Annotated in this window: 21 protein-coding genes; all 21 read right to left on the reverse strand. The window is 62.4% G+C overall.

Features of this window, described 5'->3' with window-relative positions; all coding sequences use genetic code 11:
* Window positions 1–120 precede the first annotated feature (120 nt).
* On the reverse strand, window positions 121–543 hold the full coding sequence (locus G7048_RS05355) for a BLUF domain-containing protein (protein ID WP_166067144.1): 423 nt from the start codon (window positions 541–543) through the stop codon (window positions 121–123).
* A 3-nt stretch (window positions 544–546) separates the two neighbouring features.
* Window positions 547–1,287: a GTP cyclohydrolase I gene (gene folE / locus G7048_RS05360; RefSeq protein ID WP_166067145.1), complete on the reverse strand. Its 741-nt coding sequence runs from the start codon at window positions 1,285–1,287 to the stop codon at window positions 547–549.
* A 112-nt stretch (window positions 1,288–1,399) separates the two neighbouring features.
* On the reverse strand, window positions 1,400–2,638 hold the full coding sequence (gene clsB, locus G7048_RS05365; protein WP_240933176.1) for a cardiolipin synthase ClsB: 1,239 nt from the start codon (window positions 2,636–2,638) through the stop codon (window positions 1,400–1,402).
* Entirely contained in the window at window positions 2,635–3,414 is a 780-nt protein-coding gene (locus tag G7048_RS05370; protein WP_166067146.1) for an endonuclease/exonuclease/phosphatase family protein, read from the reverse strand. Before G7048_RS05370 ends, clsB begins: the two co-directional genes overlap by 4 nt.
* Before the next feature lie 2 nt (window positions 3,415–3,416).
* Window positions 3,417–3,929 carry a dihydroneopterin triphosphate diphosphatase gene (nudB, locus tag G7048_RS05375; protein ID WP_166067147.1) on the reverse strand — a complete coding sequence of 171 codons (513 nt, stop codon included), beginning with the start codon at window positions 3,927–3,929 and terminating at the stop codon, window positions 3,417–3,419.
* Between the two features lie 51 nt (window positions 3,930–3,980).
* Entirely contained in the window at window positions 3,981–4,820 is an 840-nt protein-coding gene (locus G7048_RS05380; protein WP_166067148.1) for a CsgG/HfaB family protein, read from the reverse strand.
* Window positions 4,821–4,963: 143 nt separating this feature from the next.
* The gene (gene aspS, locus G7048_RS05385; protein WP_166067149.1) at window positions 4,964–6,763 is read right to left on the reverse strand and encodes an aspartate--tRNA ligase; all 1,800 of its coding nucleotides are present in this window, start codon (window positions 6,761–6,763) and stop codon (window positions 4,964–4,966) included.
* Window positions 6,764–6,810: 47 nt separating this feature from the next.
* Complete coding sequence (locus G7048_RS05390; RefSeq protein WP_166070813.1) at window positions 6,811–7,434, reverse strand: DUF502 domain-containing protein; 624 nt, start codon at window positions 7,432–7,434, stop codon at window positions 6,811–6,813.
* An 11-nt stretch (window positions 7,435–7,445) separates the two neighbouring features.
* Entirely contained in the window at window positions 7,446–7,766 is a 321-nt protein-coding gene (locus G7048_RS05395; RefSeq protein WP_166067150.1) for an FmdB family zinc ribbon protein, read from the reverse strand.
* A 60-nt stretch (window positions 7,767–7,826) separates the two neighbouring features.
* Complete coding sequence (locus tag G7048_RS05400) at window positions 7,827–9,290, reverse strand: sodium:solute symporter family protein (RefSeq protein ID WP_166067151.1); 1,464 nt, start codon at window positions 9,288–9,290, stop codon at window positions 7,827–7,829.
* A gap of 48 nt (window positions 9,291–9,338) precedes the next feature.
* Window positions 9,339–10,907 carry a ubiquinone biosynthesis regulatory protein kinase UbiB gene (gene ubiB, locus G7048_RS05405; protein ID WP_166067152.1) on the reverse strand — a complete coding sequence of 523 codons (1,569 nt, stop codon included), beginning with the start codon at window positions 10,905–10,907 and terminating at the stop codon, window positions 9,339–9,341.
* Between the two features lie 5 nt (window positions 10,908–10,912).
* The gene (locus G7048_RS05410) at window positions 10,913–11,452 is read right to left on the reverse strand and encodes a hypothetical protein (RefSeq protein ID WP_166067153.1); all 540 of its coding nucleotides are present in this window, start codon (window positions 11,450–11,452) and stop codon (window positions 10,913–10,915) included.
* Between the two features lie 60 nt (window positions 11,453–11,512).
* Window positions 11,513–11,659 carry a hypothetical protein gene (locus tag G7048_RS05415; RefSeq protein WP_166067154.1) on the reverse strand — a complete coding sequence of 49 codons (147 nt, stop codon included), beginning with the start codon at window positions 11,657–11,659 and terminating at the stop codon, window positions 11,513–11,515.
* Between the two features lie 469 nt (window positions 11,660–12,128).
* On the reverse strand, window positions 12,129–13,175 hold the full coding sequence (locus tag G7048_RS05420) for a Tim44 domain-containing protein (protein ID WP_166067155.1): 1,047 nt from the start codon (window positions 13,173–13,175) through the stop codon (window positions 12,129–12,131).
* A gap of 78 nt (window positions 13,176–13,253) precedes the next feature.
* Window positions 13,254–13,985 (reverse strand): bifunctional demethylmenaquinone methyltransferase/2-methoxy-6-polyprenyl-1,4-benzoquinol methylase UbiE, encoded by a 732-nt coding sequence (ubiE, locus tag G7048_RS05425; RefSeq protein WP_166067156.1) that lies wholly within the window; start codon window positions 13,983–13,985, stop codon window positions 13,254–13,256.
* A gap of 106 nt (window positions 13,986–14,091) precedes the next feature.
* Window positions 14,092–14,517: a gamma-butyrobetaine hydroxylase-like domain-containing protein gene (locus tag G7048_RS05430; RefSeq protein ID WP_166067157.1), complete on the reverse strand. Its 426-nt coding sequence runs from the start codon at window positions 14,515–14,517 to the stop codon at window positions 14,092–14,094.
* A gap of 65 nt (window positions 14,518–14,582) precedes the next feature.
* Window positions 14,583–15,026: an HIT family protein gene (locus G7048_RS05435; RefSeq protein ID WP_166067158.1), complete on the reverse strand. Its 444-nt coding sequence runs from the start codon at window positions 15,024–15,026 to the stop codon at window positions 14,583–14,585.
* Complete coding sequence (locus G7048_RS05440; RefSeq protein ID WP_166067159.1) at window positions 15,023–18,949, reverse strand: FAD/FMN-binding oxidoreductase; 3,927 nt, start codon at window positions 18,947–18,949, stop codon at window positions 15,023–15,025. Before G7048_RS05440 ends, G7048_RS05435 begins: the two co-directional genes overlap by 4 nt.
* Before the next feature lie 179 nt (window positions 18,950–19,128).
* Window positions 19,129–20,280 (reverse strand): acyl-CoA dehydrogenase family protein, encoded by a 1,152-nt coding sequence (locus G7048_RS05445; protein ID WP_166067160.1) that lies wholly within the window; start codon window positions 20,278–20,280, stop codon window positions 19,129–19,131.
* 2 nt (window positions 20,281–20,282) lie between these two features.
* Window positions 20,283–21,389, reverse strand: coding sequence for an LLM class flavin-dependent oxidoreductase (locus G7048_RS05450; RefSeq protein WP_166067161.1), 1,107 nt, complete (start codon window positions 21,387–21,389; stop codon window positions 20,283–20,285).
* A gap of 104 nt (window positions 21,390–21,493) precedes the next feature.
* On the reverse strand, window positions 21,494–22,633 hold the full coding sequence (locus tag G7048_RS05455; RefSeq protein ID WP_240933177.1) for a cytochrome c: 1,140 nt from the start codon (window positions 22,631–22,633) through the stop codon (window positions 21,494–21,496).
* Window positions 22,634–22,643 lie beyond the last annotated feature (10 nt).

The following is a 22,643-nucleotide window of genomic DNA, read 5'->3' on the forward strand; positions in this document are numbered from 1 at the left end:
TTGTTCTTTGTTGGAGTGCTTGCAGGCATGTTCACGAAAAGCGCCCATCCCGAGCGCTTTGCCATCTCACCGATCAGCGTGGATCGAGAGATGGAGGGAGAAAACAGGAAACGAAAAAAATCAAGCGCGACCGATGACCGAGGCCGTTGCCATCAGCTCTTCGAGCAGCGCGAACGACACCTTGCCCGATGTGGAGTAAGGATCGAACTCGGGGCGCTCGGAGTACTTCAGCACGATCGAGTGATTGAGCTTGGCGAGGTTCACATGGCCCATGGTCCAGCCACCGAAGCGGCGCTCGGAGATTTCCTCGAACGACAGCAGCTCGACGTCCTTGTGGCGGATGTCGGCCTGAATGCTGCCGAACAGCTCGCTCACCGTGGAGCGACCGCCTTCGATGGCCTGCAGGAAGATGCCGCCGCCGTAGCACAGCACACCCGTGATGCCGCTCGCCGGATTGTGCGAACGCGATTGTGTGAGGATGGCTTCAATCGCCGCGGGCGAAGTGTCGACCGCACGGCTCACATACAGCAAACGCACCAGCATGGCTCATTTCCTTCCGGGAATCAGTGACAGAAATTCGCGGCGCAGCGTGGGGTTCGTGAGGAACACGCCACGCATCACCGAGTTGATCATCTTGCTGTCCATCTCGCGCACACCGCGCCAGGACATGCAGAAGTGCGAAGCCTCCATCACCACGGCCAGACCATCGGGCTGGGTCTTTTCCATGATGAGGTCAGCCAGTTGCACCACGGCCTCTTCCTGGATCTGCGGACGGCCCATGACCCAGTCCACCAGACGCGCGTACTTCGACAGACCGATCACGTTGGTGTGCTCGTTGGGCAGCACGCCGATCCAGATCTTGCCCATGACCGGGCAGAAATGGTGGCTGCAGGCGCTGCGCACGGTGATCGGGCCGACGATCATCAGCTCGTTCAGATGCTCCGCATTCGGAAACTCGGTGATCGTGGGCGGCTCCACATAGCGGCCGCGGAACACCTCGTTGATGTACATCTTCGCGACGCGGCGCGCGGTGTTGTGCGTGTTGTGGTCACCCTTGGTGTCGATGACCATGCTGTCGAGCACGCCCTGCATCTTCACCTCGACCTCGTCGAGCAGTCTTTCCAGTTCGCCCGGTTCGATGAATTCGGAGATGTTGTCGTTGGCATTGAAACGCTTGCGCGCCGCAGCCAGACGTTCGCGAATCTTCACGGATACGGGAGTGCCTTCGTCAGCCTGCGGTTGGGCGTTCAGCGGTTCTGCGTTGGGGGCGTCAGGGATTTGTGACATATCGGGATAGTAACAGCGATTGGAGTCCACAGTGCGGGACGGCACTTATCGCCTCATGGCTTGTCAAATAACCTTCAATAGCTATACAAACAATAGCATCAAAGCACCGTATTCAGTACCTGTTGCCGGTCACCCAGATCAGGCTGCGCATGATGGCCGCAGCCACATGATCGAGCACGCGCTGGCGCAGCGGACGGCTGGCAAAGGCCTTCGCATCCATCTGCTGACCGGCGTTCTCCATGGCGCGCACCAGATGCTTGCGCAGGTCCTTGGCGAAAGCGGCGTCCTCGACCACCACATTGGCCTCGCGCGCGAGCAGCAGCGACAGCGGCTCCAGATTGGACGAGCCGACCGTTGCCCAGGGCTTGTCGCCATTGGCATCGATCACGGCGACCTTGGCGTGCAGAAAGCTCGGTGCGTATTCGAAGATCTGCACGCCCGCATCGAGCAGCGCGCCATAGACCGGCCGCGATGCGTGGTACTGCATGAAGTATTCATAACGCCCCTGCAGCAGCAGCTTGACGCTCACCCCGCGCTTGGCCGCAAGAATCAACGCGCGGCGCAGTTTGCGGCCCGGCAGAAAGTAGGCATTGGCGATGATGATTTCCTGCCGCGCGCTGCCGATGGCGCGCAGATACGCCTTCTCGATGCGCGCGCGATTGCGCAGGTTGTCGCGAAACAGCAGCGCCGCACGCATGCCCTTGACCTTGGCGGCCGAGCGCTTGGCTGCGCCCTGCGCCGCCCCTGCGGCCTTCAGATCGGCCATCGCCTTGGTCAGACGGCGCTTGCGCACGTCCTGCACCGCACGCATGCGCCACCAGAGCTTGTCCATGTTGTCGGATGCCTGATCGACCACCGCCCCTTGCGCGCGCACCGCAAAGTCGAAGCGCGGAAACTCCAGCGCGCCGTGATTGGGATCGTAGAAATCGTCGAGCACGTTGATGCCGCCGCAGTACATGACCTCGTCATCGACCACGCACAGCTTGCGGTGCAGCCTGCGCCAACGCTTGGGCAGCAACATCGACAACATGGGGCCCACGGCGTTGAACACCTGCAGTTGCACGCCTGCGGCCTCGAATTTGTCGCGCAATGCTTTGGGGATGGGGCCGGTGCCGAAGCCATCGACCGCCACGCGCACATCGACGCCGCGAGCTGCCGCGCGGATCAGCGCATCGGCCACGCTCTCGCCGGTGGCGGTGATGTCGAAGATGTAGGTTTCGAACTGAATGCACAGCTCGGCCGCATCCATGTCGGCGATCAGCGCGGGAAAGAATTCCTGCGTGCCCTGCAGCAACCGGACATCATGCCCGGGCAGGTATTCGATGCGTTTGCCGGTCGCTGCCGGGCTCAAAGACGGAACTCCGCGATCAACGGCAAGTGATCCGACATGCGCCACCAGATGCGCCCGTTGGGCACATACAAGCCCGTCGGATGCAGGCCACGCACGTAGACATGGTCGAGCTGCGCAAGCGGCAGGCGCGCCGGGTAGGTGTTCGAGCGCGGACCTTCGTCGTACTCGAACAGCCCGAAGCCCGCGAGCATGCGCTTGATCTGAAATCCCCAGTCGTTGAAGTCGCCCGCCACGATGAGCGGCGCACCCTTGGGCACTTCGCGCTCGATGAAGCGGTGGATCTGCGCGATCTGGCGGATGCGGCTGTCGTGGATCAGCCCCAGATGCACGACGATGGCGTGCACGCGCTGGCCTTGAAAATCAATCTCCACATGCAGCAGGCCGCGCTGCTCGAAGCGATGGTCCGAGATGTCCTCATGGCTCGATCCGATCACCGGCCAGCGCGAGAGCAGCGCGTTGCCATGCTCGCCATCGCGCGTGTAGGCGTTGGTGCGATAGACCGCCTCGTAACCTTCGGGCGAAAGGTACTCGGCCTGCGACACGTCGGGCCACCGGTCGAAGTACTGTGCCTCCTTGCGGTTCATCTTGCGCACTTCCTGCAGACACACGATGTCGGCATCAAGCTGCTCGACGGCCAGCCCGAGGTTGTGGATTTCAAGACGCCGCGCCGGACCGAGGCCCTGCACTCCCTTGTGGATGTTGTAGGTGGCAACGCGCAGAATGTCCGAATGCACTTCCTGCGCGTGATGCACGTTGCTCTGGATTTCAGTAGTCATCGTCAGACAAATCGGGGAAGCCACAGTATGGCTTCGGAGTTGGACGGCGAGTAGCAGCGTTCGGCCGCGTCCTGCCAGTCCCACCATTCATATGCAGTGTGTTCGCGAGGATTCAATACCACCTGCGTGCCCAGCGGCACCTCCAGGCTGAAAATTCTTTCCCGATTCTCGCGCACGCCCGGCTCGTAACGGTGCAGCCATTGGGGATAGATGCTGTAGACGTTCTCCAAGTTCCAGTCGCGCAGCACACACCCGCCAGCCCGGCTGTCGATGCCCGTTTCCTCCAGCACCTCGCGGTGCGCTGTGAGAGCGAACGCTTCATCGACCGCATCCTTGCTGCCGGTGACCGACTGCCAGAACTCCGTGCGCGCGCCTTCGCCGGTCTCGCCCGTGCCGCCGGTACGCCTGAGCAGCAGCACCCGCAGATCCGGCGTGTGGATCACGACCAGCACCGACAGGGGAATCTTCCAGCGTGGGGATGCGGCAACAACGGACAAAGCGCTCGAATCACTCATGGTTTCAACAACTGATCTTTCATTGTGCTCCGTGGGATCGACAGGGCGCTGTCAGCGTTTGGCTTGATTTGCCGAACCGGCCAGCGGCTTGGTCGCCACGGGCGGCGGCAGCTCCTTTTCCTGCAGCAGACGCAGCTGATGCACAAGCTGATTGTGCGAGTGCAAAAAGGCCGCCGCGATCACCTTGCCCTCGTTGGTGTTGCTCCAGCCCATGCCCGCGCCACCGCCGATCTTGCCCAGCACAAAGCCGCCCACGCCCAGATCGGTCGCGCGTGCCGAGCCGGTCGATGCCGCCACCTGCTCGGTCGTTTCGTTGTCGGTCAGAAACAGCGCGGTCTGCGCCTCCTTGAACTTCACCTGCTCGGCCACGCCCGCGAGGCCTGCAATATCGCGCAGTACCGGAATCATCGCGATGATGCCTGCCAAACCGCGCCCCGCGTCCTGCTCGCTGAAGGTGAGGCTCGGCGTCATCGTGTACTGCGCCTCGTAGCCCTTGCCCTTGCTCACCGTGCCGTTGGGGCGCAGCACGCCCGAATCGCGCAGTTCACCTTCACGGATCGTGCCCTGCAGGCCGCCCGCACGATCGACCACGCGAAAGCAGCCGCTTTGCTGCATCAGCAGCTTCACCAGCGGCACGGGCGTGGGCGGCAGATTCACCGTGGAAGGCATGATGTAGCCGCGCGGATTTTCCAGCAGCGCCACGGTGGCAATCGGCTGATCGCAGCGTTCGAGCGTCGGGTTGGCGTTCTGCGCACCAGCCGGGCCCGCCGAGCCGGTGACCTCTGAGCCGCCCTGACCGAGTTCCGTCTTCTTCTCGCCGCAGGCCGTGAGCGACAGCACGACAAATGCACCAGCGCAAATGGCAGCGCCCGCACGAACGGGTGTAGACATCCGAGTCGAAAACTTCATGCATTCCCTCGCAAAAACAATCGTTGTCTGAAAAAGAAAAACGCCAAAGCCCGAAGGCCTTGGCGTTATACCGTTTTCTGCTGACAGTTTCGAAAAATCGATGACTGAGCCGATTGCTGAACCGATTACTGGGCAGCAGGAGTCACGTTGCGCAGCTTGATGTGCAGTTCGCGCAGTTGCTTCTCGTCGACGGGCGATGGAGCCTGCGTGAGCAGGTCCTGAGCACGCTGTGTCTTGGGGAAGGCGATCACGTCACGGATCGATTCAGCGCCGGTCATCAGCGTGATCAGACGGTCCAGACCGAAGGCCAGACCACCGTGTGGAGGCGCGCCGTATTGCAGCGCGTCCAGCAGGTAGCCGAACTTGGCACGGGCATCTTCTTCCGTGATCTTGAGCGCGGTGAACACCTTGCTCTGCACGTCCGCGCGGTGGATACGCACCGAGCCACCGCCCAGTTCCCAGCCGTTCAGAACCATGTCGTAGGCCTTGGCGATGCACTTGCCTGGATCGGTGTCCATGAGGTCTTCATGGCCGTCCTTGGGCGACGTGAACGGATGGTGCACGGCGGCCCAGCGGTCGTTTTCTTCGTCGTGTTCGAACATCGGGAAGTCCACCACCCACAGCGGTGCCCACTTGTTCTCGAACAGGCCGGACTTCTTGCCGAACTCGCTGTGACCGACCTTCAGACGCAGTGCGCCGATGGAGTCGTTGACGATCTTTTCCTTGTCGGCACCGAAGAACAGCAGGTCGCCGTCCCGAGCGCCAGTGCGCTTCAGGATTTCAGCGATCGCTGCGTCGTGCAGGTTCTTCACGATGGGCGACTGCAGGCCTTCGCGGCCCTTGGCCACTTCGTTGACCTTGATCCATGCGAGGCCCTTGGCGCCGTAGATCTTCACGAAGTCGGTGTACGAATCGATCTCGCCGCGCGAGATTTCCGAGCCGCCAGGAACGCGCAGGGCCACCACGCGACCACCCTTGGTGGTGGCGGGAGTGGAGAACACCTTGAAGTCCACGTCCTTCATCACTTCGGTGAGTTCGGTGAATTCGAGCTTCACGCGCAGATCGGGCTTGTCGGAGCCGAAGCGGAAAGCCGCGTCCTGGTACGTCATGATCGGGAACTCGCCCAGATCGACGTTCAGTTGCTGCTGGAACACTTCCTTGATCATCTGCTGGAAGATCGCGCGGATTTCTTCTTCGTTCAGGAACGACGTTTCGCAGTCGATCTGCGTGAATTCCGGCTGACGGTCAGCGCGCAGGTCTTCGTCGCGGAAGCACTTGGTGATCTGGTAGTAGCGGTCGTAGCCAGCCACCATCAGCATCTGCTTGTAGAGCTGGGGCGACTGCGGCAGCGCGAAGAATTCGCCATCGTGCACGCGGCTTGGCACCAGATAGTCGCGCGCGCCTTCTGGCGTGCTCTTGCCGAGCATGGGGGTTTCGATGTCGACGAAGCCCAGCTTGTCGAGGTAGTTGCGCACCTGGATGGCGGTCTTGTAGCGCAGCATCATGTTGCGCTGCATGTACGGACGGCGCAGGTCCAGCACGCGGTGCGTGAGGCGCGTGGTTTCCGACAGGTTTTCGTCGTCGAGCTGGAACGGAGGCGTGACCGATGGGTTCAGCACGTTCAGTTCGTGGCACAGCACTTCGATCTGGCCACTCTTGAGCTTGTCGTTGGTGGTGCCATTGGGGCGTGCACGCACCAGACCCTTGACCTGCACGCAGAACTCGTTGCGCAGGTCTTCGGCGACCTTGAACATTTCTGGGCGATCAGGATCGCACACGACTTGCACATAGCCTTCGCGGTCGCGCAGGTCGATGAAGATCACGCCGCCGTGGTCGCGGCGACGATTCACCCAGCCGCACAGAGTCACGGTTTGGCCCAACAGGGCTTCGGTCACAAGACCGCAGTATTCGGTACGCATTGCCATGGTCTAACTTCCTGCGCCCTCTTGGGACGCGTCTATTGCATGTTTGTTTATTGTTTGGATTCGTGAGCGATCGGGTCGGGCGGAGTCACCACGCCCATCGACACAATGTATTTCAGCGCGGCATCGATGCTCATGTCGAGCTCGATGCAGTCGCTCTTGCGCATCATCACAAAATAGCCACCGGTCGGGTTCGGCGTGGTCGGCACGTACACGCTGACGAATTCGTCGCGCAGATAGGCGGCCACTTCGCCCGTGGGCGCGCCAGTCACGAACGCCACCGTCCACACCCCTTCGCGAGGCCATTGCACCAGCACGGCGGTTCGAAACGCATTGCCGCTTTCGGAGAACAGCGTGTCCGACACCTGCTTGACGCTCGAATAGATCGAACGCACCACAGGAATGCGGCTGACCAGGCTGTCGCCCCACTGCACCAGCTTGCGGCCTGCAAAGTTGCTGGCCAGACCGCCGACGAGCAGCAAAATCAGCAGCGTGAGCACCACGCCGAAACCGGGAATGTGCACGCCGATCAGCTTGTCCGGCTGCCAGTCGCCCGGCAGGATCTGCAGCGTCTGGTCGAGCGTGGAGACGATCCAGTTCAGCACCCAGGCAGTGATCACGCCCGGCACGATCACCAGCAGACCCGTCAGCAACCAGCGTCTAAAAGCAGACATCATGATGGGGTTCAGACCTTCGCTTCGGTTGCCGCAGCCGCAGGTGCCGGGGCTGGAGCAGCCGCTGGAGCCGCGCCGCCGTCGGCAGCAGGTGCCGACGCGGATTCACCGCCCGCAGACTTGGATTCGGCTGGCTTGGGAGCGCTGCCGCTGTTCTTGAAATCGGTGGCGTACCAGCCCGTTCCCTTGAGCTGAAAGCCCGGAGCCGTCAGCTGTTTGGAGAACGCCTCGGCACCGCACTCAGGACACTGGGTGAGCGGCGCATCAGCGATTTTCTGCAGGACATCCTTGGCAAAGCCGCAGGAGGCGCATTTGTAGGCGTAAATAGGCATGGAAACCGAAAGGAGCTGGTTTGCAAAACCCTAAATTATAGGCGTTGCTACCTATTCCCCTCATTGCGCCGCTTGTTCCACTCCGGCAACCTTGTGATGACCCGCATGGGCATTGGAGATCACCTGGGGCATGAGCGAACCCGCGATCATGCCGAACATGGCCGCCAGCACACCTGCGAGCTGCTGCGGAAAGGCGGTGTTGAGCGCCGGTGTCGCCATGAACACGATCCACACGCCAATGCCCAGCACCACGGCGGCAATCGCGCCCTGAGTGCTGGCACGCTTCCAGTACAAGCCGAACACCAGCGGCACGAATGCCCCCACCAGCGGCACCTGATAGGCGCTGGAGACCAGTTCGTAGATCGGCGTGCCTTCCATCTTGATCGAGTAAGCCAGCACGCACACCGCAAACACCAGCACGCTGATGCGCATGGTGAGCAGCACCTCGCGGTCGCTGACCTGCTCGGGGCGGAACTGACGCCAGATGTTTTCGGTGAACGTCACGCTCGGGGCCAGCAGCGTGGCCGACGCGCAGGACTTGATGGCCGAGAGCAGCGCGCCGAAGAACAGCACCTGCATGACCACCGGCATCTTGTCCATCACCAGCGTGGGCAGCACCTTCTGCGGATCGTCCTTGAGCAGCGCGGCCGTCTCGGCGGGCATGATCAAGAGCGCACTCGCCACGAGGAACATGGGCACGAACGCAAAGAAGATGTAGGCCGTGCCGCCGATCACCGTGCCTCGCACGGCGGCCTTCTCGGAGTTGGCCGACATCACGCGCTGGAACACGTCCTGCTGCGGAATCGAGCCCAGCATCATGGTGATGGCAGCGCCGAAGAAGAAGATGATTTCATGCCAGGTCGGCTCGGGCCAGAACTTGAACAGATCGCGGCTGGTCGCCAGATCGATCACCTTGTCCGCGCCGCCCGCCATGTCGCTCGCGAACCAGGCCAGAATCACCAGACCGACCACCAGAATGATCATCTGGATGAAATCGGTCACCGCCACCGACCACATGCCACCCCAGAGCGTGTAGACCAGAATCGACAGCACGCCGATGGTCATGCCCCACGGAATGCTGATGGCACCGCCCGACAGCAGATTGAACACCAGCCCCAGCGCCGTGACCTGCGCCGACACCCAGCCCAGATAACTCAGCATGATGATCAGCGAGCAGACGATTTCAATGGTCCGGCCATAGCGCTCGCGGTAGTAGTCGCTGATGGTGAGCAGCGTCATGCGGTACAGCTTGCCCGCAAAGAACAGCCCCACGAAGATCAGGCACAGGCCCGCGCCGAACGGGTCTTCCACCACAGCATGCAGCCCGCCCTCGATGAACTTGGCCGGCACGCCCAGCACGATCTCCGACCCGAACCAGGTCGCAAAGGTCGTGGTGATGATCATGTACATCGGCAAGTGGCGACCAGCGATCGCGAAGTCGGTGGTGTTTTTCACGCGCCTGGCGGCCCACAGGCCAATGCCGATGGTGACGAACAGGTAGGCAATCACCATGAAGAGCAACACGCTGGCACTCCTGAAGATGTAAGGGGTTGAAAACGAAAAGGGGGATTATCAGTAGAAATGGCGCATTCGCATCAGAATCTGCATCGCCAGCAGACCCAGCACGAAGCCCACACCACCGTAGACGATGCGTTGCAGCAGCCGATTGGTGCGCTTTTGCTCGGCCAGCAGCTCCTGCAGTTCGCGCCCGTAATCCTTGGGCTTTTGCTGCAGATAGTCGTGCATCAGACGCGGCAATTGCGGCAGCATCTTGGCGTACAGCGGCGCCTGCGAAACCAGCTCGCGCCACACGCGCTTGGGGCCCATCTGGTCGAGCATCCACTTTTCCAGAAACGGCTTGGCCGTGCTCCACAGATCGAGTTCGGGATCGAGCTGGCGACCCAGACCTTCGATGTTGAGCAACGTCTTCTGCAGCAGCACAAGCTGCGGCTGGATTTCCACCTGGAAGCGGCGCGAAGTCTGGAACAGACGCAGCAGCACCATGCCGAGCGAAATCTCTTTGAGCGGACGATCGAAGTATGGCTCGCAGACCGAACGGATCGCCGATTCCAGCTCGTTGACGCGCGTGGTTGCCGGCACCCAGCCGCTTTCGATGTGCAGCTCGGCGACGCGCTTGTAGTCACGGCGGAAGAACGCGGTGAAGTTCTGCGCGAGATATTCCTTGTCGAATTCGGTGAGCGATCCGACGATGCCGAAATCCAGCGAGATGTAGCGCCCGAAGGTCTCGGGCTCCAGACTCACCTGGATATTGCCGGGGTGCATGTCCGCGTGAAAGAAACCATCGCGGAACACTTGCGTAAAAAAGATCGTCACGCCATCGCGCGCGAGCTTCGGAATGTCCACGCCCGCATTGCGCAGCTTCTCGACCTGGTTGATCGGCACGCCGTTCATGCGCTCCATCACCAGCACCTGCGGGTGGCAGAAATCCCAGAACACCTCGGGAATCTCGACCAGATTCAGCCCGTCCATGTTGCGGCGCAGTTGCGCGGCGTTGGCGGCTTCCTTGATCAGGTCGAGCTCGTCGTGCAGATAGTTGTCGAACTCGGCGACCACCTGCATGGGCTTGAGGCGCTTGCCGTCGCTGGAGAGCTTTTCCACCCAGCCGGCCATCATGCGCATCAGCGCGATGTCCTTGTCGATCACGCCCAGCATGCCCGGACGCAGCACCTTCACAGCCACGTCGCGCTCCACGCCATCGCGGTTGCGGATCACCGCAAAGTGCACCTGCGCAATCGAGGCGCTGGCGATCGGCACGCGGTCGAACGAAACGAACACCTCGTCCACGGACTTGCGAAACGAGCGCTCGATGGTCTCCACCGCCACGTTCGGATCGAACGGCGGCACGCGATCCTGCAGCAGGGCCAGTTCGTCCGCGATGTCCGGCGGCATCAGATCGCGGCGCGTGGAAAGCACCTGACCGAACTTCACGAAGATCGGCCCCAGACTCTCCAGCGCCTCGCGCAGCCGCTGCCCGCGCGGCGCATCCAGCTTGCGCCCGAAGTTGGTGAACCGCGCAATGCGACTCAGCACCGGGTTCCGAAAACTGTTGAGGACCAGCTCATCGAGCCCATAGCTCAGGCAGGTCCAGACAATCGTGACGCCGCGAAAAATACGACTCATGGCGCTCAAACGTCTCCGCGCGAAAACGGCATGGAGCCCACGAACTTGCGCAGCGCCTGAGCCACACGACCCGCAACAGTAGCGACGGCGTGCGCAGGCGCATCACCGATCACGCGCGCCAGGTCTTCCTCGACATCCCAACGCACGTTGTCCACCAGCCAGTTGATCTCGGCCGCGAACTTCACATCGCCATCGATCAGGATCGTCGGCTTGTCGCCACGCATGGCGCTCTGGGCAATGGCAAACGGCGAGGCATCGGCCACCTCGATGCGCAGATCGGGCATGGCGGACGCCGGTGCCAGATCGAGCAAGCCCGCCGGCGTGACCTGCAGCGTCATCGAATACGCACGCCACTGCACGCGCGCGACGCGCCCGCTCTGGTTGCCCAGACGCTCCATGGCTTCGGGCTCTTGCATCAGGACGTGATTGAGGAACAGCACAGCGCGGTGCTGCACTTCGTGCACCAGCCATTCCGGAGGTTGAGGTCCGGCCGCTACTCGTTCGAACAAACCATCCAGGAAATTGAAAGGGGTCTTTGGGGTCATAACCCCTCAATTATTCCCTGAACTGACAGAGGGGGGATGGGTTGAGGGGCTGATTGCCCTTCAAAAGCCCTCTTTGTCTTTTTGATTTTTGTTTTTTGCTGTTGGTTTGAGGGCAGAGGCCGGGACTGCCCCCGGCGGGGCAGTAACTTTTTGCTTGCGCCAAAAAGTCACCAAAAATCGCTTTTCAATACCCGCGGCAGAACTCACTTTGCGACTGCGTCGCGCCGTTCGGGCAACCGCCGCGAGTCAGTGTTTTCATAAGAGGTGCGTTACGGCACTTCGCGTTGCTCGTGCTGCATCTCGCGACTGCGCGAGATGCCAAGGCATAAGCGCTGTGGCGAATTTATTTGACTCGCGATTCAACGCCCACCAACCAAGATCATTCCGTCGCGAGACTCGCGCCTCCGCTGCTGCATCGCAGAATGCAGCAGCGCCCTCCCCAGCTTTTGGTCTGACTCACGATATTTGTCCGAGCGGAGCGCGCAGCGCGAAGAGAGTTATATCGTGGGACTTCAAAAGCGATTTTTGGTGACTTTTTGGCGCAGCAAAAAGTTACTCGCCCGCCGGGGCGAACACCCGGCCTCTGCAAACAACCGCCCAGCAAGAGCAAAAAAAAACACCTTCCCCCACAAAGCAGGGAAAGGCGTCCAAAAAACCAGCGATCAATAACGAAGGGTTATTGCAGCGCCTGAACTCCGGCAACCAGCCAGCCGCTCTGGCCACTCTTAGGCTTGGTCATGTTCCAAACTTCACGGAACGGGCTAGGACCAGCCGATGGCTCCTCGCGGATCATGCCCGAGAACTCGACGCTGGCCATGTAGGCATCGCCCATATCCTCGATGCCCAGCAGTTGGGCTTCGATCATCACCACGTCGGTCTGGTTGGGTTGACCTGCCGTGCGGTTGGCTTCGCGTTCGTTCAGCTGCGAGCGGATTTCCGAGACCATGTCGTCGGTCATCATCGAGCGCAAGGTCGTGATGTCGGCGCGGTCCCAGGCGCCTTGCAGCGTGATGAAGTTGCGCTTGGCTGCCGTCAGGAAGCCTTCGGTGTCGAAGCCTTCGGGCACGCCCCAGTTCTGCGAACCGGACAGGCCTGCGCCGATCATCGAGCCACCGGCCAGTGCGCCGCCTGCAGAAGCTGCGCCAGCAGCAGGCGTGAAGGCCATGTTGCTGTGGTCGAACGGACGGGCCGATGCGTCGTTGCCGATCTTGTCAGGGTTGTACTGACGTGGGGTTTCGGCTTGCGCGGGGCTTGCGTTACCAGCACCTTGGAACGCGAATGGCGATGCATTGTTGTTCTGCTGTTGGTTGTTGCCGCCGCTGCGCGCACGCATGATCAGGCGGATGACGAAGAACGCCGCCATGGCCAGCAGGGCGATCATCAGGATGTTGGCAAAGCCTTCACCCATGCCCAGCGAGTGGGCGAGCCATGCCAGGCCCAGACCCGCGGCCAGACCGCCGAGCATTGCGCCCCAAGGCTTCTTGGGTGCGGCGGCAGCTGGGGTTGCAGCGCCGGGCTGGCGTGCAGGGGCTGCCGTGGCAGCGTTTTGTGCGGGGGCACCGGGAGTGGCAGCAGGCGCGCCGCCTGGTGTTGCCTCACGTTGCGTGACATTCGACGATTGCTTGCCCATCGACTTGCCGCCACCCATGCGCTTCGCATCGGCGTCGGCGTGGGTGAAGACCACCAGCATCGCGACCAAGACTACAGACCACAGTTTCATCATCCGTTCTCCATTTAGTTGTGCACTCTCCCCTTCACCTTTGCTCATCAGCGCTTGTTGAATTTCAGCTCATGGGTTCGTTCAGCACTTTATTCCAACATGCAACGCCACTATCCCGCCAGTCATATTGTGATAGTCCACATGTCCGAAGCCACTTTGCTTCATAAGGGATTTGAGCTCTTCCTGGCCCGGATGCATGCGGATGGACTCGGCCAGGTAGCGGTAGCTCTCGGCATCGCCAGCGACCATACTGCCGATGCGGGGCAGCACGCTGAACGAATACCAGTCGTAGGCTTTTTCGAGCGGCTTGGCGATTCTGGAAAACTCCAACACCATCAGACGACCACGGGGCTTGAGCACCCGGTTCATCTCTTTGAGCGCTTCGTCCTTGTGCGTCATGTTGCGCAAACCGAACGCGACGCTCACGAGGTCGAAATGATTGTCGGGGAACGGCAGCTTTTCCGCGTCGCAGACCAAGGTCGGCAGCACGATGCCCTTGTTGATCAGGCGGTCGCGGCCCACGCGCAGCATGGCTTCGTTGATGTCAGTGTGGATCACCGTGCCGGTCGGGCCGACTTTCTTGGAGAACGCCAGACCCAGATCGCCCGTGCCACCCGCGATGTCGAGCACCTGGTTGCCTTCTTTCAGATTGGCGACCATGACGGTGTAGGCCTTCCATGCGCGGTGCAGACCACCGGACATGAGGTCGTTCATCACGTCATATTTGGAGGCGACGGAATCGAACACGCCGCGCACGTGGCGCGCCTTGTCCTTCTCGTCAACGGTCTGGAAGCCGAAATGTGTGTTGCTCATGATGCGATGCTAGGCACACGGGCAGCAGGCGTACAGGGACAACCACGCGCCCGTATGGGACTTGAAGAAGAATGCCGGGATTGTGACGCAGAAGCCAAAGGCCGCGTCAGTGACCACCACAGCCATGACCGTGGCCATGGCCTTTTTTCTCGGGCATGGGGGTGTCGCGGTCGGCGCCGTCGGCCTTCAGGCGGAATTCGTATTCGGCCCAGAGCTGCGCCTCGTTCGCGCCCAGCTCATACAGCAGATCCCACGAAAAGATGCCGCTGTCGTGGCCGTCGGAGAAGGTCGGCTTGACGGCGTAGTTGCCCACGGGCTCCAGGTCGACCAGCGTGACGTTGCGCTTGCCGGTCTGCAGCACTTCCTGGCCGGGGCCGTGGCCCTGCACTTCGGCAGACGGTGAATACACGCGCATCAGCTCGAACGGAATGCGAAAGACCTTGCCGTCGGAAAAGCCCACTTCCAGCACGCGCGACTGCTCGTGCACGGTGATGGATTCGGGAAGCGGCGAGCCGGGACGAAGTCCTGCCATGTTGGTATCACCCTGGAAAGAGTTGCAAGGACGGGCCAAGTTCGAAAACCGGCCCGCCGGAAAAATCAGCCGAACTGCGCGGACAGGCGTTCGGCCAGCTGCGCGTCGAGCAGGCTCAATTGTGCCGCCACTGCGGCTTCCTTGTCCGCATTGCGCGGACGTTGCGCGTTGGCCCAGACCGACGCGGGGAAATGGCTGTCCCAATCGAAGCGCGCGATCACGTGCCAGTGCAGGTGCGGCACCATGTTGCCAAGCGCGGCCAGATTGATCTTGGTGGGCGCAAGCGTGTCGCGCATCACGCGCTCGACCGCCGCCACCGCCTTCATGCAGAGATTGCGGTCATCGTCCGACAGATCGGACAGCTCGGCCGCATGCGCGTTCCAGATCACGCGGTAGAAGGCCGGGAAGCCCTCTTCCACTGCGCGGATCAGGCGCAGCTTCTCGCCGCGCCAGATCAGCGCACCGCCGTCCTGCGCGCAGAGCACGCATTGCGCAGCGGTGGTCGTCATACCAGCACCCGTTCGATGCCGCCTTCGTTGGCGCGCTTGACGTAGTCGGGCATCCAGTTCTCGCCGAGGATTTCACGCGCCATTTCGACGACGATGTAATCCGCTTCGAGCAGGCCGTTCTGCAGGTCGTCCTGATAGCGGTTCAGACCTTGCAGGCAGCTTGGGCAGCTCGTGAGAATCTTCACGTTGTCCTTGGCCGCCACATTGCCCGATTCGCGCAGCACGGCTTCGCCCTTGCGGATTTCCTCGGTCTTGCGGAAGCGGATCTGCGTGGAGATGTCCGGGCGCGTCACGCCCAATGTGCCCGATTCGCCGCAGCAGCGCTCGCTCTTCAGAACGTTGTCGCCGACCAGCGCCTTCACGGTCTTCATCGGCTCCTGCAGTTTCATCGGCGTGTGGCAAGGATCGTGGTACAGGTACGAGCCCTTGCCTTGCAGCGTGATGCCCTTCTCCAACAGGTACTCGTGGATGTCGATGATGCGGCAGCCGGGGAAGATCTTGTCGAACTGGTAGCCCTGCAGCTGGTCGTAGCAGGTACCGCAGCTCACCACCACGGTCTTGATGTCGAGGTAGTTCAGCGTGTTGGCCACGCGGTGGAACAGCACGCGGTTGTCGGTGATCATCTTCTCGGCCACGTCGAACTGGCCCGAGCCGCGTTGCGGATAACCGCAGCACAGATAGCCCGGTGGCAGCACGGTCTGCACGCCAGCGTGCCAGAGCATGGCCTGGGTTGCCAATCCCACCTGGCTGAACAGACGCTCCGAGCCGCAACCGGGGAAGTAGAACACCGCTTCGGTTTCCGAGTTGGTAGTCTTGGGGTCGCGGATGATCGGCACGTAGTCCTTGTTCTCGATGTCGAGCAAGGCACGCGCGGTGCGCTTGGGCAGACCACCCGGCAACTTCTTGTTGACGAAGTGGATGATCTCTTCCTTGAGCGGCGGAGCGCCCACGGTGGCTGGCGGATGCGCGGTCTGCTTCTTGGCCACGGCGTGGAACAGGTCCACCGCCGCGCGTTGCGCCTTGAAGCCGACGTTGACCATCGCGCCACGCATGAACTTGATGGTGTCGGGATTGGTCGCGTTGAGCATCGCCATGGCCATCTTGTTGCCCGGACGGAAGCTCTTCTTGCCCATCTTGCGCAACAGGTTGCGCATGTTCATGGTCACGTCGCCGAAGTCGATCTTGACCGGGCAAGGCGTGTAGCACTTGTGGCAGACCGTGCAGTGGTCCGACACGTCCTCGAATTCCTGCCAGTGCTTGATCGACACGCCACGGCGCGTCTGCTCTTCGTACAGAAAGGCTTCGACCAGCAGCGAAGTCGCCAGAATCTTGTTGCGCGGGCTGTACAGCAGATTGGCGCGCGGCACGTGCGTGGCGCACACCGGCTTGCACTTGCCGCAGCGCAGGCAGTCCTTGACCGAATCGGCAATCGCGCCGATGTCGCTCTGCTGCATGATCAGCGACTCGTGGCCCATCAGGCCGAACGACGGCGTGTAGGCATTGGTCAGATCGGCAAACATCAGCGAAGCGCGCGAGTGCGCATGCGCTGGCTCGGATTGCAGCTTGTTCTGATCGGCCTGCAACTGCTCGGTGTTGCGGATCAGCTTGCCACGGTTGAAGCGGCCATGCGGATCCACGCGGCGCTTGTAGTCGGCAAACGGGGCCAACTCTTCGTCCGTCAAAAATTCCAGCTTGGTGATGCCGATGCCGTGCTCGCCCGAGATCACGCCGTCCAGACGACGCGCCAGCACCATGATGCGGGCCACCGCTTCGTGCGCGGTCTGCAGCATGTCGTAGTCATCGCTGTTGACGGGGATGTTGGTGTGCACGTTGCCGTCGCCCGCGTGCATGTGCAGCGCCACCCACACACGGCCCTTGAGCACGCGCTTGTGGATCGCATTGACTTCCGCGAGGATCGGCTGGAACGGCGCGCCATTGAAGATCAGCGCGAGCGGTGCCTTGATCTGCGTTTTCCAGCTTGCGCGCAGCGTGTGGTCCTGCAGTTGCGGGAACAGCGTCTCGACGTTGTTCAGCCAGTCCTGCCACAGCGCACGCACCTCGGCGACCTGCGCCAGCGCTTGCGCCACGCGGTCTTCGAGCAGTTCGGCTGACGGAATTTCGCCCGCATCGTCCTGCTTGCCCAGCGGCAGATTGCCGCGTGCGAAGAACTCTTCGAGCGCATCGCACAGCTTGAGCTTGTTGCGCAGCGACAGTTCGATGTTGATGCGCTCGATGCCGTCCGTGTACTCCCACATGCGCGGCAGCGGGATCACCACGTCTTCGTTGATCTTGAAGGCGTTGGTGTGGCGGCTGATCGCGGCGGTGCGCTTGCGATCGAGCCAGAACTTCTTGCGCGCCTCGGCGCTCACGGCGATGAAGCCTTCGCCGTTGCGCGAGTTGGCAATGCGAACGACTTCGGCAGTCGCCTGCGCCACGTCGTCGGCGTTGTCGCCCACGATGTCACCGATCAGCACCATCTTGGGCAAGTGGCCGTTGCCCTTCTTGCTCTTGGTGGCGTAGCCCACAGCCTTCAGGTAGCGGTCGTCCAGATGTTCCAGACCGGCCAGCAGCACGCCCGAGCGGTTCTGCTCGGCGAACATGAAGTCCTTGATCTCGACGATGCTCGGCACGGCGTCCTTGGCATTGCCAAAGAACTCCAGACACACGGTGCGCGTGTGGTCGGGCATGCGGTGCACGATCCAGCGTGCGCTGGTGATCAGGCCATCCGTGCCTTCCTTTTGCACGCCCGGCAGGCCCGAGAGGAACTTGTCGGTCACGTCCTTGCCCAGACCTTCCTTGCGGAAAGTGTGGCCGGGAATGTCGAGGCGTTCGTTGCGCAGCGGCGTGCGGCCGTCGGCAGCGAAATACTGCAGATCGAAGCTCGCCATTTCGGCGTCGTGGATCTTGCCCAGGTTGTGGCCGACGCGGGTGACTTCCAGCCATTCCGCATTCGGCGTGACCATGCGCCAGCTCGCCAGATTGTCGAGCGCCGTGCCCCACAGAACGGCCTTCTTGCCGCCCGCGTTCATGGCGATGTTGCCGCCTACGCACGACGCTTCGGCCGAGGTTGGATCGACCGCAAACACAAAGCCCGAGCGCTCGGCCGCATCGGCCACGCGCTGCGTGACGACGCCCGCTTCCGTCCAGATCGTGCCGACTTCGCGGTCCACGCCCGGCAGGCTGCGCATCTCGACCTCGGTCATGGCTTCGAGCTTTTCGGTGTTGATCACCGCGCTGCGCCATGTCAGCGGAATCGCGCCGCCGGTGTAGCCGGTGCCGCCTCCGCGCGGGATGATGGTCAGTTCGAGTTCGATGCAGGCACGCACCAGTTCAGCCATTTCGGCCTCGGTGTCCGGCGTGAGCACCACGAACGGATATTCCACGCGCCAGTCGGTCGCGTCGGTCACGTGCGACACGCGCGAGAGGCCGTCGAACTTGATGTTGTCCTTGGCCGTGTGCTTGCCAAGGCGCTTTTGCACCTTCTTGCGCAGCTCGCCGGCCTCGACCAGCGTCGAATCGAACTCGTCGATCGCGCGGCGTGCAGCCGTCACCAGAATGCCGACCAGACGATCGCGCTCGGCGTCTTCCTTGGGCTGGCGGCGCTTTTCGATTTCGGTCAGACGGTGCGTGAGCGCATCGACCAGCATCTTGCGGCGGTTGGGGTTGTCCAGCAGGTCGTCCTGCAGGTAGGGATTGCGCTGAACCACCCAGATATCGCCGAGCACTTCGTACAGCATGCGGGCAGATCGGCCCGTGCGACGTTCGCGGCGCAGCTGGTCCAGCACGCCCCAAGCGGACGCGCCCAGCAACCGGATCACGATTTCGCGATCGGAGAACGAGGTGTAGTTGTACGGAATCTCACGCAAACGGGTGGGCTCTTCGCCCTGCGCCTGCAGGGCAGCCAGCGCAATCGGAACATTCATGGGGTATTCGCCTGGATGGGCAGGCCGCCTGAAACCGGCAGCCCGCGTGCCTCGGGGGTGCGATTTTATGACAGCCCGTTACTTCCCGCTGCACTGCGGCAAGAGCCATGGCAATCTATACATGTTTAAGGCCGAAAATTGATGGCCCGGGCCTTGCAAAAAACCCACAAAACACGGCTTCAGCGCCCGGTTTCCAGCGCAAAACGCCCCGCCGAGACAAAAACACTGTCTTCCTGAGGCGTATGCACACGGCCACAAAGGACATCGCGCAGATGCCGCTCCAGCGGGTTATGGCGCGAGAGGCCGTGATTGCTGGTGAGCGCCAGCGCGTCCTGCACCACGGCAATCGCCTGCGCCATGAGCAGATTCTTGGCCAAGCCCGCCTCCACGACCGACGCGCCCGCGCCGCTGTCCAGATCGGACGCCAGCCGCTCCAGCAGAACACGGTTGGACAGCAAAAGCCCTTCGATGCGCCCGACCGACTCCTGAAATCGCGGCAGAGTCGCCAGCGACGCGCCCAGACTGGACGGCACGCGCTGGTTCAGAAAAGCCACCAGCCAGTCGCGCGCAGCCCGCGCCACGCCGTTGTAGAGCGCACCCAGCAGCAAGGTCATCTCGGCTTGGAAAGCGCCGTCCTTGGCGGGCACTTCGCCGGGCAACACCAGCCCGACTGCGTGATCCGCCGGAGTGAGCACTCCGTCGAGCACCACATCGTGGCTGCCGCTGGAGCGCAGGCCGAGGTGATCCCAGGTCTCCTCGATCAGCACGCCCGGGTCGTCCGCGCGGACCAGAAAGGTGCCGACACGCGGAGTCGCCTCGTCCGTTCGCGCCCACACGGCCAGCCACTTGAGCACCGGAGCACCCGTCGAATAGATCTTGCGCCCGGAAATCCGCCAGCCGTCCGGGGTCTTGGTGGCGACTGTCGCCGGAAGACCGCCACGCGCGGGCGATCCGAGTTCGGGCTCGACCCGCAAGGCGTTGATCAGCGCGCCGCGTTCGACAGCATCCTTGACCAATCGCCGCGCCAGCGCCTCGGGCCAGGGCGAACCGGCGCGCGCCGCCTGCCGCTGCTGGATGTACTGCATGCTCAGCACCAGCGCGGTCGCGGGGCAGCCGTAGCCAATCGCACCAATCACCTCGGCCAGTTGGGTGCTCGACGCGCCCTGCCCGCCCAAGGCGCGCGGCGCGGCCAGCGCGAGCAGCCCGGCTGTGTGCAGGTCGGCAAAGTTTTCATGCGGAAACGTGCCATCACGGTCATGCGCCGCCGCACGCCGCCCGAACTCCGCCGCCAGCACGCGCGCGGTATCTCCCCAACTGAGCGACGCGTTCATCTTCAGGCCGCCTTGCGTTCGGTGCTCGCCGCCTTGAGCGCATCGCGCTCGGCCACCTTCTGGCGGATCAGCGGAATCAACTCGCGGCCATACTCGATGGTGTCGAGCAGCGGATCGAAACCGCGAATCAGGAACGTGGTGATGCCGAGGTCGTAGTACTTGAGCAGCGCATCCGCCACCTGCTCGGGCGTGCCGACCAGCGATGTGGAATTGCTGCGCCCGCCGGTCTCGCGCGCAATCGCGGTCCACAAACGCTCGTCCACGCGATCACCTTTGGCCGCATCAGCCAGCAAGCGGCGCGCACCTTCGCTCTGCTGCGGCCCAGCACCGCGCGAATGGGCGATCTGCACCTGCTGCTTTTGCGTGGCCTCCAGAATCTGCGCGGCCTTCTCCCAGGCCAGCTCTTCGGTCTCTGCAATGATGGGGCGGAACGAAACGCTGAACTCCACCTTGCGACCATGCTTCGCGGCCTGCGCACGCACGCGGCGCACCAAGTCTTCCGACTGCGCAAGCGACTCGCCCCACAGCGCGTAGACATCGGCATGCTTGCCCGCCACTTCGAGTGCAGGCTCGGACGCACCACCAAAGAAAATCGGCACGATGGGCTGCTGCAGCGGCTTCACTTCCGACACCGCGCCCTTGACTTGGTAGTACTTGCCTTCGTGGTCGAAGGGCTTGGTTTCGGTCCACACACGGCGCAGGATGGTGAGGTATTCATCGGTGCGCGCATAGCGTTCATCGTGGCTGAGAAAATCGCCATCGCGCTGCTGGTCCACGTCCGAGCCGCCGCTGATGTAGTGAACCGCCACACGGCCATTGGTGTAGTGATCCAGCGTTGCCAACTGGCGCGCAGCCAGCGTCGGCGCCACAAAGCCGGGGCGATGCGCGAGCAGGAACTTCACCTTCTGCGTGGCCGCCGCCGCATAGGCCACGGTGAGCAACGTGTCGGGGCTCGTGGAACTTGCAGGCACCAGCACGCGATCAAAGCCTGCGTATTCATGGGCCTGCGCAAAGGTGCGCACGTACGCCGGATCGACCACCGGCCCCTTGCGCGACACGGTTTCGGACACTTCGTGGGGCTGGATCATTCCGATGATCTGAACGGGCATGTGCGTTTCTCCTTGAGCGAATGTGAGGTCTGAAAGAATGACCCGATGATCCCGTCGCAGCGCGCTTCATTCAACGAAGAAAAACGACTTAGCTTGTTCGGTTTTCAATGCGGAAAACCAGCGCGCACCAAGCGCACCGGATCGCCATCCATGCGGCGCAGCAAAGCGTCGATGCCCTGCTCGTTCGCGCTGGTCGATGGCTTGGCTCCACCGCTTTCCGTGCGGCAGATCAGGTCATCCACCGACCATGCAGACAGCCCCGGTTTGGAGCGCGCGCGCAGCCAACCGTCACGATCCACCAGCAGTTGCTGGCCGCGCGCGCCTTGCTCCGAATCGCCGAGCAGCAAGGCCAATGCGGGCAGCAGTTGATCATCCTGCGCGGCGCATTCGGCATCTGCTGCGCCACCCAACACCACGCTCACCCAACGCGGATCTTCGACCGCCTGCGCAGCGCGATCATCGGACGGCAAAGCAATCAACAGACGCTGCCCCGACAAACTGGCACTGCTGCGCTCGCCACCGTTTCGGCAACGCATTTGAAATCGCGGCAAACGCACGGGCCGCTCCCACACACCCACGCTGCGCAATGTCTGCCCGGCAGCGTTGGCCTGCAGGTAGTCGAGCACCTTCCAGATGTCGGCATCCGTCATGGAAATCTCGGATATGCCCGGCATCGTTTCCTTGCCCGTGCGTGCGTTGCGCATGCCGTGGCGCACATGCCAGAACAACTCGCCGTCAAGCCGCTTCCAGAGCAAGCCTCCCGCCAGATTCGGCGGCCACATCGCCAGCTTGTGCGCCTGCGGCCCCTCCCCGCGCGCGTCTGCTCCATGGCACTGCTGGCAATGCTGCTGGAACAAAGCCTGTCCGCGCAGAATATTGGCGGGGCTGAAGTCCGATGCGTTGCGGTGCAGACTGGTGGGAGTGGCCTCGGCCCACAGCAGATGCTCGGCGGGCCCGGGCGCAAAAATCAGCGCGGCTGCGGCTGACGACACCAGCCCCAGCCGCGCCTTCCAACCCACGCGAAACAAGGTCGCCAACAGCAGAAAAACGGCGAGCACCACGAACAGGCCGGAGATCGCAACGCGGCGTGCGTGGCCCGGATCGATCCACATCATCTCCGCCGCCAGCCGATGGGCAAACGGCCACTGCGGTTGGCCCGCAACCAAGGGCGTCAAGCCGACCGCATGCAAGCCATCACGCAGCGCCAACTGCGCAGCCAGCATGCCCTCCAAAACGCCCGTCACCCACTCCGCT

The sequence above is a fragment of the Diaphorobacter sp. HDW4B genome (assembly GCF_011305535.1).
GTDB lineage: Bacteria > Pseudomonadota > Gammaproteobacteria > Burkholderiales > Burkholderiaceae_C > Diaphorobacter_A.

What these genes read in the sequence shown, in the direction of transcription:
- G7048_RS05355 (WP_166067144.1), bottom strand. Translation starts at nt 543, where the DNA reads ATGCTGGTGCGTTTGCTGTATGTGAGCCGTGCGGTCGACACTTCGCCC.
- folE (WP_166067145.1), bottom strand. Translation starts at nt 1,287, where the DNA reads ATGTCACAAATCCCTGACGCCCCCAACGCAGAACCGCTGAACGCCCAA.
- G7048_RS05370 (WP_166067146.1), bottom strand. Translation starts at nt 3,414, where the DNA reads ATGACTACTGAAATCCAGAGCAACGTGCATCACGCGCAGGAAGTGCAT.
- nudB (WP_166067147.1), bottom strand. Translation starts at nt 3,929, where the DNA reads ATGAGTGATTCGAGCGCTTTGTCCGTTGTTGCCGCATCCCCACGCTGG.
- G7048_RS05380 (WP_166067148.1), bottom strand. Translation starts at nt 4,820, where the DNA reads ATGTCTACACCCGTTCGTGCGGGCGCTGCCATTTGCGCTGGTGCATTT.
- aspS (WP_166067149.1), bottom strand. Translation starts at nt 6,763, where the DNA reads ATGGCAATGCGTACCGAATACTGCGGTCTTGTGACCGAAGCCCTGTTG.
- G7048_RS05390 (WP_166070813.1), bottom strand. Translation starts at nt 7,434, where the DNA reads ATGTCTGCTTTTAGACGCTGGTTGCTGACGGGTCTGCTGGTGATCGTG.
- G7048_RS05395 (WP_166067150.1), bottom strand. Translation starts at nt 7,766, where the DNA reads ATGCCTATTTACGCCTACAAATGCGCCTCCTGCGGCTTTGCCAAGGAT.
- ubiB (WP_166067152.1), bottom strand. Translation starts at nt 10,907, where the DNA reads ATGAGTCGTATTTTTCGCGGCGTCACGATTGTCTGGACCTGCCTGAGC.
- G7048_RS05410 (WP_166067153.1), bottom strand. Translation starts at nt 11,452, where the DNA reads ATGACCCCAAAGACCCCTTTCAATTTCCTGGATGGTTTGTTCGAACGA.
- G7048_RS05420 (WP_166067155.1), bottom strand. Translation starts at nt 13,175, where the DNA reads ATGATGAAACTGTGGTCTGTAGTCTTGGTCGCGATGCTGGTGGTCTTC.
- ubiE (WP_166067156.1), bottom strand. Translation starts at nt 13,985, where the DNA reads ATGAGCAACACACATTTCGGCTTCCAGACCGTTGACGAGAAGGACAAG.
- G7048_RS05430 (WP_166067157.1), bottom strand. Translation starts at nt 14,517, where the DNA reads ATGGCAGGACTTCGTCCCGGCTCGCCGCTTCCCGAATCCATCACCGTG.
- G7048_RS05435 (WP_166067158.1), bottom strand. Translation starts at nt 15,026, where the DNA reads ATGACGACCACCGCTGCGCAATGCGTGCTCTGCGCGCAGGACGGCGGT.
- G7048_RS05440 (WP_166067159.1), bottom strand. Translation starts at nt 18,949, where the DNA reads ATGAATGTTCCGATTGCGCTGGCTGCCCTGCAGGCGCAGGGCGAAGAG.
- G7048_RS05445 (WP_166067160.1), bottom strand. Translation starts at nt 20,280, where the DNA reads ATGAACGCGTCGCTCAGTTGGGGAGATACCGCGCGCGTGCTGGCGGCG.
- G7048_RS05450 (WP_166067161.1), bottom strand. Translation starts at nt 21,389, where the DNA reads ATGCCCGTTCAGATCATCGGAATGATCCAGCCCCACGAAGTGTCCGAA.